Origin of the sequence: Mucilaginibacter sp. R-33, from assembly GCF_049949235.1 — a bacterium.
Classification (GTDB): Bacteria; Bacteroidota; Bacteroidia; order Sphingobacteriales; family Sphingobacteriaceae; genus Mucilaginibacter.
Map to the genome: position 1 here is coordinate 1,472,561 of NZ_CP188089.1, position 13,107 is coordinate 1,485,667.

Here is a 13,107-nt window from a genome sequence, read left to right on the forward strand (position 1 = left end):
CGAATTAAAACTTATCACCATGAGAAAACACATACTATTTTATATAGTGCTTGCTGTTTGCACGATCTTATTCTGTGCAGATGTTTATGCACAAGCACAAAATATAACGGTTACCGGTACGGTGGTTGAAAAAGCTACCAATAAAATTTTACCCGGTGTAAATATATATATGGGCAGTAAAGGCCTGATACAAACTGATTATAAGGGAAGGTTTACGGTTTCTGTGCCAGCTAACAGCACACTTACTTTTACGTTTGTAGGTTTTGTTACGGAAAAAGTAAAACTTGAACCCGGGCAAAAAAACATAACTGTAACGCTGACTGAAGATAAAAAGGGCCTTAATGAAGTAATTATTGTGGCTTACCAGAACAGGAATAAAGAGTCATCACCAGGCGCTGCGGTTACCCTAACCCAAAAGGACATCCAGGATGTGCCGGCATCAAACGTTGAAAACCTGCTGCAGGGAAAAGTAGCCGGTTTAAACGTTCAGAACAATACGGGTGCACCAGGTTTCAGGGGCTCGGTTCAGGTGCGTGGTTTATCAACCCTGAGTGTATCGGGCAGTGGCAGTGAATCGTTCCTGCAACCTACATCTCCCCTGTATATTATTGACGGGGTGCCATTAGACGCAGATAAGGCGGCTGAGTTCGGTTTTCAAACCCAGGGGCCGGGCGTTAGCCCTTTATCATTGATACCCGTAGAGGATATCCAGAGTATACAGGTCATGAAGGATGCACAGGCAACGTCCATGTATGGATCAAGAGGAGCCTATGGCGTAATCATTATAACCACTAAGCGTGGAAACTCTAAAGTACCCAGGGTAAGGTACACCGGCAATTTCTTCGTTAATGCCACCCCACAGCTGCGTGCAACACTGGGTGGTAATTCCGAACGCCGGGCAAAAATCCAGCAAATATTATCCAATGCAACAATTATTGACGAGCTGAGGAGATTGGGGCAAACTGGTTTCCTGGCTGATAGCTTAAATGCGTATTGGAATAACTCAACCAACTGGCAGTCCATTTTTTATGGCACAACACATAACCAAAGCCATAACGTAGCCTTAGACGGAGGCAACGACCGCTTTAACTACAAAGTGAACATGGGGCTTTATTCGGAAAAAGGCGTAATCAAAAACACCGGTTTTGATAGGTATAACCTGAATATGAACATGGAGTTTAAGCCGAACGATAAATTTAGGTTCTTTGGCTCATTATTCGGTTCATTGGGAAGCCAGGCTAAGGGCAACGGAGTTGGTTTGCTGCAACAAGGTGTGGCCCAAAATGGGCAGGCTTCTACACTGTTGCCGCCTCCTTCATTTTATCTTTCACCTGATGGCGTTACATCGGCCCTGCAAACTCAAAACAGTAACAGCACCAGAAATATCCGTACCAATGTAGATGGTCGTTACGAGTTTATTCCAGGGTTGGCCCTATCCTCAAGTATTAGTTACGATTATACCTCAGATGCCGAATCAACGTTTACACCGGCAGCTGCAAATGCCCAGTTTGCTCAGGTGTACGATTATGAAGGGCGTAATTTCACACTATACAACCGTAACGCGCTTACTTACGCCAAAACATTTGGTGCCGACCATACAATATTCATTAATACTTTTAATGAAATATATAAACAAGGCGGCCAAAGCGGTATCATCAGGCAAAGCCGTATACCTAATGATCAATTGCAGGGGCCGGTAGGGTCAGACCCATATAATTCAAGAGGCGGAGGCGTATTGTCAAACTTTAAAAATGCCACCATCGCCTCATTTGCAGGCTCCTTTAACTACGATTATAAAAAGAAGTATGTACTGGAGTTATCATACCGGTTAGATGGTACATCCTCAAACGGCTTAGAGAATCCGTATTCCAAAAACCCCGCAGCCGGTTTCAGGTGGAATTACTACAAGGAAAACTGGTTTAAAAACTGGGATTGGCTCACTTCAGGAGGTTTAAGGTTAACCTGGGGACAAAATATCGTACCCACAGGCAGTTTGCAAAGTATTTACGGCTTATATAACCTGAATGGCAATTTCAACAATAATCCAACCATCGGTATTAATTATGAATTTGTGCCTAACCCGGCATTAAAGCCTACTACAACTACGCAGTACAACCTTGGATTTGATATGACGATTTTGCAGGGTAAAGTTGACCTGACTTTTGACACTTATTACAAAAAGGTTGATAATTTACTTTTTGACAGGTTTTTACCCAATAGTACAGGTTTCCAGAAAAAGTCAAGTAATGATGTATCCATTGCCGACTATGGATATGAGCTAATGGTAACATTCAGGCCTTTAACCGCTAAGGATTTTAACTGGACAGTGTCATTTAACGGCGCTATTAACCGCGATTACCTGTTGAGGCTACCTGCCGAATACAACGGACAATACATCAAATTTGATTATAATAACTATCAGCACATTGTTTTCAGGGTAGGTAAAAATACATTGTCAAACTACCTGCTGATTAACCAGGGTGTTTATTCAACGGATGCTGATGTACCGGTAGACCCTGTAACCGGTAAAAAATATCAAACCAGTGGCCTCGCTTTCAAGGGCGGCGACCCGAGGTTTAAAGATGTTAACGGCGATTATATACTTGATGACCGGGATTATGAAATAACCGGTAACTCACAACCTTTAATTACCGGTGGTATATCGACAAATATTATCTATAAAAATTTTGGATTAAATATTTATGCTTCCTACACCGCCAAGAGAACAATATTAAATAACGCGTTATCAGACAGGTTGTCGATCATGAAAGACCCTTATGCCCTGCTGGCAGCAGTTCCATTGGACGATTTGGATATATGGCGAAAACCGGGAGATCAATCCAAGTATCCTAACCCTTATTCGTTTTCGAGGTTCAACCAGATAAGGCCACTTCGTTCCGATCAAAATTTGTGGCAGGAAGAAGGATCATACCTGAAGATCAACACGGTTACACTATCCTACATGTTCGACCGAAAGTTTGTACGAAGGTTTGGGTTCAATAACGTTAGGGTTTATTTCTCAACCAACAACCTGATCACATTTTCGGGATATAATGGCCCTAACCCCGAAAACGTAACATCGCTGGGGAGGGACATATCAAGCGGCTACCCGGTACCGCGCACTTACAACTTAGGTTTAAATATTGAACTCAATACAAGTAAATAAAACTCAAGATCATGAAAAGAAGTGTTATATACATTTTAGCAGCGGCAGCAAGCTTGTGTTTACCAGCCTGTAAAAAGTTTCTGAACGTACAACCCATTGATAAATTAACAGGGAATAACTTTTATCAATCGAAAGATGACGTTGTGGCCAATATTTATGATATGTCAAGAACATTTTTTGGCAAGATCAACGAAACGCATTTTATTGGCGCTACGGGCGAATATCGTTCGGGAGAGGTTTTGTCTGAACCTCAGGCAGATAACGGGCCGGCACGTGCATATGTAGAGGTGTTAGGCCGGAATGACCTGCTTGGACTTATCAACGGCAACCCGCCCTGGAATTTTTACAATTTTTATCGCATTACTGACTGGACAGGTTATTACCAGGTAATACAAAGTGCCAGCATCCTCATTTCGAAATTGGAAGCAGGTATACCCGGCGTATCAGACAGCGAAAAAAAGCAGTTTGAGGGCGAAGCTGCTTTTATACGCGGGCTTGCATACTTCTTTATGGTAAGGCTGTATGGCGACGTACCTTATTATACCGATGCTTATCATTCAACAGCTTTACCGCGCGAAAACATGGTGTCTGTTTTAAACAAGAGCATTGCCGACCTTAAAAAATATAAGGACGGCCTGCCTTGGACTTATTCTGATCCTGCTTTAAAAGGGGTACGTGCAAGCCGGGGCAGCGTTATCGCGCTTATCATGAACATGAACATGTGGAATGCCGGTTTCGACAAACCCAATGCAACCAAGTACTACCAGGAAACTGCAGACCTTGGGCAGGAATTAATTAAGAGCAATGCTTACAGGCTGCTGCCCATCAATGAATGGGCTACGGTTATCAAAGGCCGGTCGGACGAGAGTTTGTTTGAGTTTTATCGCAGTATAAACTATGGCGATCAGAACACCAATGTTGCCCCTATTGGCGATATGTTTCTGCATTATCCATATAAAAGGCCCGAATATACGCACCGTATAAGCTTCGCCTATTTCAGGGCCGAGTATATGCAAAAACTATACTCAGGTACGTCTGACAAGCGCGCTACAATCTGGTTTAACTCAGACATCTACGCCGATAACGGAAAGTTCATGATGCTGAAATTTGCTCAAAACTCATTTGCAACCGGCGAGGAGGACGCCAATCCTGACAACACCTTTATGATATTCAGATATGCAGGTGAAATACTACTCTGCGCAGAAGCCCTGGCCGAACTGGGCCAGGATGATCAGGCTATTGCCCTGCTGAATAAGGTGAGGGACAGGGCCGAAGCTTCGCGTTATGTCGGTGGCGGCGGGCAGGATCTTAAAGATTTTATTTTCCTGGAAAGATCGCGGGAACTGATGGGCGAGGGGCACCATTACTTTGACCTGGTGCGCACCCGCAGGATTATGAACAGCGAGTGGTCATATAACGTATTGACGCTGGACAAATTTAACCGCGGTGCCTGGACATGGCCAATCAGCAGTAGCGCGTTGGCCAATAACCCATTTATGTCATTAAACATGTACTGGGTTAACGGAGGTAATTAACCTATTTCTAAAAAGTAATGATAAGAAATATGAAAAATATAATTATTGTTTTAATCGGGTTTTTATTGGTGCTTACCGGCTGTAAACGCGATGAGTATTATAAAGACGGAGGTAAAGCTCAAGCTGATTACCCTGCCGATATGCTTCAATACCTGCAGGATAAAGCAATACCATTTGATACCATTGCCCAGATTGTAAAACTGGCCGGTATGGAAGAAACATTCCGCAAAAGTGACTTTACCTTTTTTGCGCCCGACGATGACGTTATTAAAAGAACTATAGGTAACAATAAAATTAGGGGCTCTTTAAATAAATTTTTGTTTGATGCCGGTCGTGATACTGTGAAAAAACTATCGGATATCGATTCTGCCATATGGAAAAAATATCTGCAACGGTATATGTTCAAGGGAATCAACCGGCTTAAAGATTATCCGCAAATAGATATCAATCTGCAAAATCAGTATCCGGGAGCGCTTTACTATTCCTACAGCGGTGACGTGGTGAACATAGGTGTAGTATATGGCGACGCCAATAATATCAAATATATTGGTCCGCGCACACTGGTAATCAGTTACATATATGACATTAATAATGCGCAAAACGTGGTTTTTCGCAATAATGTCTCCTCATCGGATATTAAACCCAAGAACGGGATAGTACATACGCTACAGTATAACGGAGCCTATTTTGGGTTTAACCAGTATGATTTTTATGAGGAAATATATTTCGCAGGTCTTCATCCTTCGGAGTAAAACATAAGTAACCCTATTATTTCAATGGTAATAAATTGAATATGAGAAGATTTAAATACATTATCACCTTTATCCTGCTGGTGCTCATAACAGAAGCTTGCAAAAAGGATAAAACAATTTATTCCGATCCCTATGGGGATGGAAAGCCGCCATTGGGCGTCACCCTTAGCCGCGATGCAATACCTGCACCGGCAAATGGAGCGGTGGGTACCGAGGTGACATTTAAAGCCACCGGACTAATCCCTTATAAGGATAAAATAAAGTTCATGTTCAACGGCGAACCAGGCCAGGTTACCGAAGTAACAGAATCAACTATTAAGGTGAAGGTGCCCCCTTTTGGAAGCACGGGTATTACGTCAATAGCTATTGACGATCAGTTAGTGCTCGGGCCGGTATTTAAGGTGTCAGGACTAATCAGCATCGATCCTTCATTCAGGGCCACAGCCGGAGCAAATAATTTTGTAAACCAGGTTTATCCACTTGCTGATGGCCGAAATCTGGTATTGGGCTGGTTTACCAATTATGATAATAAAGGGATTATCACCCCGCTTAACCGTATTGTAAGAACATCGGCTGATGGCGAGTTTGACCGAACTTTCCGGACAGGTAAGGCAGCAAACGGATCATTATCGAGAGTAATAGAACTCGGCGGAAAATATGTCATAGCCGGAGGTTTTAGCGGCTACAATCAGCGCACAGAAAACATCAGTAATATTACCACTTTAAATGTTGATGGCAGTATTGATACCATTGGCGTTAAAACCTACAGGCGCCTATCCCAAACAGATACAACCAAATACTTTCCCCGGTTTAATGGCGGTACTAACGACTATATATCTAAAATATACAAGCATCAGAACAAAATACTGGCAACCGGGAGCTTCAGATATTATGTAAGACGGGTTTATACCGAACATAATCATGATTTCACCCGCGACACTGTGATTCTTGACAGTACGGAGATACGGCAAATAGCCCGTTTTAACCCTGATGGGACACTGGACAAAACCTATCGTTTTAACATAGCGACAAACAAAGGCCTGCCTTCGGCAAATGGTCCTGTTGACTCGTACATGCATACCGACGCTGATCAGCTGGAAAAACTGGTGCTGTTTGGAAGTTTTACCACGTTTGATCAAAAACCTGCAGGCCGTTTAATTCGCTTAAGTGCCAATGGAAGCATCGACGACTCATTTAAAACCGGTACAGGTACTGATAATAGTATCTCGTCCTTAACATACAACCCTGTAACCAAAAAATATCTGATAACAGGAATATTCAGAACATATGATGGCAAGCCTGCTATCAGTATAGCGTTAGTTAATCTTGATGGTTCTCTTGATCAAACGTTTGTAGCTAAAACATTTGAAGGTGGCTACCCTGGTTTTGCCCGTCAGCTTAATGATGGGTTGATAGTGGTTAGCGGCAGTTTTAAAAAATATGCTAACGTTACCCGCAATGGTTTCATGGTATTGAATACCAAAGGTGAACTTGCCGGAAACTACAATACCACCGGACCATTTTCAGGTACATTGTCTGATATCATTGAAACCAAATCGACTGATGGCAAGCGGGCGCTATTGCTGATTGGTGGTTTTGACCGTTTTGATAATACTCAGGTTAGCAATATCATACGCGTAACCATTGAATAAAATTTTAATAGAACTTATAATCTATAAAGAAATGCAGAGCAGGAAAAAATACAAACAGATCATTTTTTCAATTATTTGTGCATTGGCTGTTGCTACAATATCATGTAATAAAGATTTTGTGCGCACGCTGCCTGATAAAAATTATACTGATACAGCCAAAGCAACATCCGGCGAACGTAAGGTTTTGTATCTGATTGTTGACGGGGCACGGGGCTCATCAGTAAATAGCGCCAATGTGCCTAATATTAAAGCATTACTGCCCAGTTCAATTTACAGCTGGGTTGCATTGAGCGATCCGGATTCGACCCGAGATGTAAGCAACTGGGCCAATATGCTAACTGGTGTAAAAAAAGAAAAGCACAAGATCTTATCGGATGATTTTGCCGGCAACAACCTGGCAACTTATCCTGTGTTTTTTGAAAGGATAAAAGAAGAAAAGCCAAATGCCAAAATCGTTTCTTTTTCTTCTTCGGCTATTTTTAAAAATAAGCTAACGCAGGGTGCAGCGGTGAGCGAGTTGTATAATACTGATGAGCAAATTAAAACGGCTGTAGTTAATGACCTGAACACCGACACGGCGCAATTGATACTCGGCCATTTTAATGATATCAAAGAGGCTGGCGCCAAATATGGGTTCGATAATTCGAAGCCGCAGTATAAAGCTTCTATCGAAAAATTTGACGGATATGTAGGTGAGATTGTTGATGCCCTGAAAAAAAGGAAAAATTATGCCAATGAAGATTGGCTGGTAGTGATTGCTTCAAGTGGTGGCGGAAAGTTTAATATCCCGGCTAACGAGAACGATAATACAGTTTTCAGCAACACCGCCGCCAATACCTTTACTATCTATTACAATCCAAAATATAAACAAAGGGTGATAGGCAAACCATTTACCGGCAACAGGTATTTGGGGCGCACAGTACGTTTGAGGGATACTGGTATCAGAGCAGAAATTGATACAGCTGATATCTTTAACATCGATGATACTACCAAGTTCACCATAGAGCTAAAGGTTAAAAAAAACGAGGATAAATTCTTTTGGCCAAGTATCCTGGGTAAAAGACCGGAGTGGTCAGCAGGTCACCCGGGAGTTGGCTGGGTAATTTACCTCGAAGACGCCTACTGGTATTTCGAATACCGGGGCACTAAGGATGGTGATTATCATCAATGCCGTGGCGGCGACCTTCAAAAAGGCAGATGGCAAAACCTTTCTGTTAAATGTGAGATACGCGCAGGCAAGCGATACATCAGAACCTATACCGACGGAGTTTTCAATAATGAACTGGAGATAACTGCATCCGGAAGTTTAAGCAACCACAGCCCGTTGAAATTGGGCTATTTAAACGGTAACGGGCATGGTACCCCTGATGTGTATGTAACCGACATCAGGTTTTTTAAAGTCGATGTACCGGACGCCGCGATTGGAAATTACGCCTGTGAAACATCGATTGACGAAGGACACCCTTATTACACCTTTTTGGCCGCCTACTGGCCGGCTACGGATGGTCAGGGCGATAAGATCCGGGATGTTGGCCCGCAGGCCCGCGACTTCCAGTTAAAAGGTAACTACCAATGGGAAGATTTCAATGATCTGATCTGTCCGCCGCCGGCTGGAGCACTTGCCATATTTGTTCCGCAAACGGCAGATATCCCTGCACAAATAATAAACTGGTTCAGAATACCTAACAGGCAGGCCTGGGGGCTTGATGGCCGCGTGTGGCTTGATCAGTAAATTTAACCATTACAAACTAAAATATTTGATGATGAAAAAATACAGATATATCTTGTTTATCGGGTTAATTGCCCTGATAGCGGTAGCCTGCAAGCAAAATGATCTTGATGATTTGAAGCCAATTCAAAATACCGACAGAAATGTTTCCGGTGCGGGAGCCAATACAGGTGATGCAATTACCGGTAACGAGATAGTTAAAGTGCCATTTAAAATATCCTTATCGGGCCCGGCTACTAAAGCATTTCAGGTAGGTATAGCATTTAATAATGATACGGTAACCAAACTGATAGCAAATGGCACACTTAAAAACACGGTAGTATTACCTGCGGGTGCAATTGATTATCCCGGCGTAATCAACGTAGCATTCGGGTCAGATACCGCAACTGCCGTTGCCAGCGTCAGGTTATCGGCCATAGAAGCTAACTATGGCAAAAATATAGCTTTTGCATTTAAGCTTACGAATCCGGGTAAAGGCAACCAGATCAAAGGATCGCAATCAAATATCCTGGTGGTGCTTGATACCAAAAAGCTTATTAAAGAAAGTGATATTCATTATGTGTCGCTTTTAAATGGCGGTGGCATTATGGATGTCGACTATCAAAAAAACTACACTACGTCGCCTGCAGGTATCACTATTCCGTTAACCGTAAACCTGGCAGGTGTACCGGCCGGTGCGTTTAATGTTCATGTGAAATTGAATATGGACACTATTGCCGATTTGGTAAGCAAGAAAATATTACCTGATAACACCATCGCGCTTAACCCCGATCAATTTTCTATTGATACCCTGATTAGGGTAAAATCCAACGCAAGTACAGGGGTGGTACGTTTATCAATAGGCTGGCCTGTTTTTGATGCCAATATAGTTGCCAATAAACGTTTTGGCTTTGTGGTGAGTTTGGTTAATCCGTCAAAACATATACTGCATCCAACAAAAAGCAAGTTGATCGTTTTGGTACAGCCAGAGGTTAATCTTGATAATAACTCTTACATAACCGGAAACGGAACGGGCTTAAAAGCGGAATACTTTTCAAACAACCAATTGCTTGATTTTGACGGCAGGAAGCCCGATCTGGTACAAATAGAACCAACTATTGATTGGCCTAAAGACGAGGTTTGGCAGGCTGCAATACCAGGTATAAGTCATGATAATTTCTCTACCAGGTGGACTGGCGAGTTCCTTGCACCTGTTCGGGGTGAGTACGTGTTCTGGCAGAACGAATGGGACGACGGATCAAGATTATATATAGATGGCAAAGCCATTATTAATGATTTTACTACCAAGTGGGATCAGGATAGTCGTACTGCTAAAATCTTCTTAGAACGCGGTAAACGCTACAAAATAGAAGCCGACCATCGCGAAAACGTGGGTGGCCAGCGCGCCCGTTTAACTTTTGAAGTTCCGTCGGCCGGCATCAACGGTAGAAGAATAGTACCACAAAGCCAATTATTCCCCGCTCCTTAAGCCAGATACGCTAATTAATCAATGAAAATTAAGGACATGAAAAAAACATTGCATATTATATCGGTATTTTCAACAGTAGCCCTGTTGTTTGCCGGGTGTAAAAAAGATAAGCCCGTGCCCCAACCCGAACCGGATGAGCCCAAACCCATCGCAGGTTTCACAGTAGCCCGAACAGATAGTGTTGATTTTTTAAGCTATCAGTTCACCAGTACATCCATCAATTATAAAGATATTCTGTGGCAATTCGGCGACGATAGCACGTCGGCAGAAAAAGCACCGAAGCACAGGTATGCCTTTGATGGCTTATATCACGTAACATTAACGGCCAGAAATTCACAGGGATATTCAGCTGCGCGGGAAATAATATTGAACGTTGCCGACCCTAATTTTGACCGCACCAAGGTTGGTGAAAGTTACTTTGCTACCATAGGCGGTACATTGACTGTATCGCGTGACAATGGCGGCGGCCCAACTTCAAAAGAAGGTTCATTAAAAGTGGTTGACGGCGATCCGAATACCAAGTTTTTCCAATCGGGGTTCTCCGGCGACCTGGTGATGAAATATGAGCTTAAAACACCTGCCGTTGCAGGAGCATATACCATGACATCGGCAAATGACTCACCCGATCGTGACCCGAAAGGATGGATCCTTCAGGGTTCTGAGGACGGCATACGCTGGATAAACCTGCACAGCAAGAACAACGAAGTTTTTGCCAACCGCTTTCAGCGCATCCTATATCACTTTAATAACAATGTGGCTTATAAATTTTATAGGATAAGCATTAAGACCAATAATGGCAGTCGTGACTTCCAGATGGCTGAGTGGACGGTTAATAAAAAGCAGCCATAAAATTGTTATTTGTAAGAACGATCTATGGAATGTTCGATCTGATGTTATGTAAGTTTATTCGTCTGCAACAGTTTTTAAGGAATAAGGCCCGGGAATGTAGTCTCCGGGCTTATTCCTTAGGTATTTCGGTCATATAAAGTGTAACAGCTACAACTGATCCGGCAGTTATCAGCACTTACGCTAAATTGCTTAACTAAACTATATAACCAGCCGGTAAATCAATTCAGAAAAAATCAAGGTGTCGTTGATTGCCAGGAATATAGTATTTGCCGAAAAAAAGAACCACTTGGTCGATATTTTTTCTGTATAGATGACTTTTCATGCTATTTGCCTAAAAAAACATGAAAACCATCATTTGTAATCTCCCGGCATGGCTAAAAGTATTTCTTTATTTTGTTTTGCTTACCGCCGCCAGGTTCGTCGCAGACACTGTTCCAGCATTAAATGATCTGTCCTTTTATATGGCCGTCTCATTGCTAATAAGCTGGCTGTTGCTATGGGCAGAAGGGAAAACACTAAAGACGCTAAATTTTATTCCGGTGTGCAGCAGTAATTGGGTTCAGTTACTATGCGGAACCCTGGGCGGTATTTTGATGTTAATCATCACGACGGTTATAACTGTTTATCTCACCGGCGACCAATGGCATTTCAACTCGTCGCCTGACATCATGTTCCTGCTGATGTGCTTTCTGGCAAACCTGTGGTCGGTGTTTGTGCAGGAATTTGCTTTTCGCGGATATCCTTTCCAGGCGCTGAACAGTCACTACGGATCCTGGAAAGCACAGCTCATCATAGCGATACCTTTTGGTTTGATGCACGTAAACAGTACAATGGACATGCAAACTATTTTGATGGTTATGTTGACGACAGGGTTGGGATCGGTTTTGTTTGGGATGGCTTATCTATATACCCGCAATTTAGCTTTGCCAATAGGTTTGCACGTGGGATGGAACTATGCTCAGGCGTTGATCCCCCGTACAGCAGGCGCTGCTGGGAGGACGATCATCACAGTGGTTGGTGATCCTAAACATTATAGTTCGCTATACATAATCGGCCCATATTTGGGTGTTGTCTTATGTACAATGGCAGTTTTGTGGTTACTTAAACAAAGAATGAGGATAAGCACGGTACCCTTAACTTCATCTCCTCAATCCATTTAACACCATGAAGGTTATCTTGCAAACTTTACTGTTCTACGTTTTGACAGTATTCGTATTTATCTTATCCGATCTTTGGGCTAAAGGTTTGGGAGAGAAATATGCCTCACATATCGCAATGGCAACCGCCGCGCTTTTTACCTTTTTATTGGTGATCATATTTTGCAGGCTGCGGGCCATACCGCTAACCGAAGCAGGTACTGTTCCTGACAACGGAAGCCCGGGCCGTATAATTACCGGATTTCTCGCCGGGCTGCTGATGTCATGCCTGCAACCGGGCGTACTGATGATCATGGGTTATGTGAAGCTTCAATTTAATGCCTTTGATCCGCATGTTATCGGTCTGCATATGCTGCTTTTTACGTTGATCTCCTGCCGCGAAGAACTCGTGTTCCGGTCTTATGCTTTACGTAGTCTTGCCGACCGCTTTGGAGCAGGCTCTGCACAATTGTTCATTGCCGCCTTGTTTGTTTTTGAGCACATCTGGGGAGGAATGAACTGGTGGATGGCGTTGATCGGTTCAGGAACCGGGGCCTTACTATTTGGCTATGCAGCTCTTAAAAGTAAGGGAATTGGAATTCCGCTTGGCTTGCATACAGCGTGGAATATGGGACAGTGGTGCTGGGGAGGCAAAGGTGATGCTGGTATCTTTACCCAGGTGATTACGGCGGGCCGGGAAACGTTATCTGAAGTTATAGGCTTGTCCGTTTTTGTCGGTGCCGCGTTATTTGCCGGTTTGGCCATCGATTATTATTACAAACGACCGGTTCAATGACGATGGCAAATTGATCTTTTGTTA

9 protein-coding genes are annotated in these 13,107 nt (G+C 43.1%); all 9 read left to right on the top strand.

Going from position 1 to position 13,107, the window contains the following annotated elements; translation table 11 throughout:
- Window positions 1–19: 19 nt before the first annotated feature.
- The 9 genes from ACP26M_RS06340 (at window position 20) to ACP26M_RS06380 (ending at window position 13,083) form a co-directional block, all read left to right on the top strand.
- Window positions 20–3,166: a SusC/RagA family TonB-linked outer membrane protein gene (locus tag ACP26M_RS06340; RefSeq protein WP_426587167.1), complete on the top strand. Its 3,147-nt coding sequence runs from the start codon at window positions 20–22 to the stop codon at window positions 3,164–3,166.
- Window positions 3,167–3,177: 11 nt separating this feature from the next.
- The gene (locus tag ACP26M_RS06345; RefSeq protein WP_426587169.1) at window positions 3,178–4,701 is read left to right on the top strand and encodes a RagB/SusD family nutrient uptake outer membrane protein; all 1,524 of its coding nucleotides are present in this window, start codon (window positions 3,178–3,180) and stop codon (window positions 4,699–4,701) included.
- A 29-nt stretch (window positions 4,702–4,730) separates the two neighbouring features.
- A complete protein-coding gene (locus tag ACP26M_RS06350) occupies window positions 4,731–5,453 on the top strand; it encodes a hypothetical protein (RefSeq protein ID WP_426587171.1) in 723 nt (240 codons plus the stop codon).
- Between the two features lie 41 nt (window positions 5,454–5,494).
- Window positions 5,495–7,105 (top strand): DUF5008 domain-containing protein, encoded by a 1,611-nt coding sequence (locus ACP26M_RS06355; protein ID WP_426587173.1) that lies wholly within the window; start codon window positions 5,495–5,497, stop codon window positions 7,103–7,105.
- A 31-nt stretch (window positions 7,106–7,136) separates the two neighbouring features.
- Window positions 7,137–8,837: an alkaline phosphatase family protein gene (locus ACP26M_RS06360; RefSeq protein WP_426587175.1), complete on the top strand. Its 1,701-nt coding sequence runs from the start codon at window positions 7,137–7,139 to the stop codon at window positions 8,835–8,837.
- A gap of 31 nt (window positions 8,838–8,868) precedes the next feature.
- Window positions 8,869–10,302 carry a PA14 domain-containing protein gene (locus ACP26M_RS06365; RefSeq protein ID WP_426587177.1) on the top strand — a complete coding sequence of 478 codons (1,434 nt, stop codon included), beginning with the start codon at window positions 8,869–8,871 and terminating at the stop codon, window positions 10,300–10,302.
- Window positions 10,303–10,338: 36 nt separating this feature from the next.
- The gene (locus ACP26M_RS06370) at window positions 10,339–11,151 is read left to right on the top strand and encodes a PKD domain-containing protein (protein WP_426587179.1); all 813 of its coding nucleotides are present in this window, start codon (window positions 10,339–10,341) and stop codon (window positions 11,149–11,151) included.
- Between the two features lie 341 nt (window positions 11,152–11,492).
- A complete protein-coding gene (locus ACP26M_RS06375; protein ID WP_426587181.1) occupies window positions 11,493–12,311 on the top strand; it encodes a CPBP family intramembrane glutamic endopeptidase in 819 nt (272 codons plus the stop codon).
- A 4-nt stretch (window positions 12,312–12,315) separates the two neighbouring features.
- A complete protein-coding gene (locus ACP26M_RS06380; RefSeq protein WP_426587183.1) occupies window positions 12,316–13,083 on the top strand; it encodes a CPBP family intramembrane glutamic endopeptidase in 768 nt (255 codons plus the stop codon).
- Window positions 13,084–13,107: the final 24 nt, after the last annotated feature.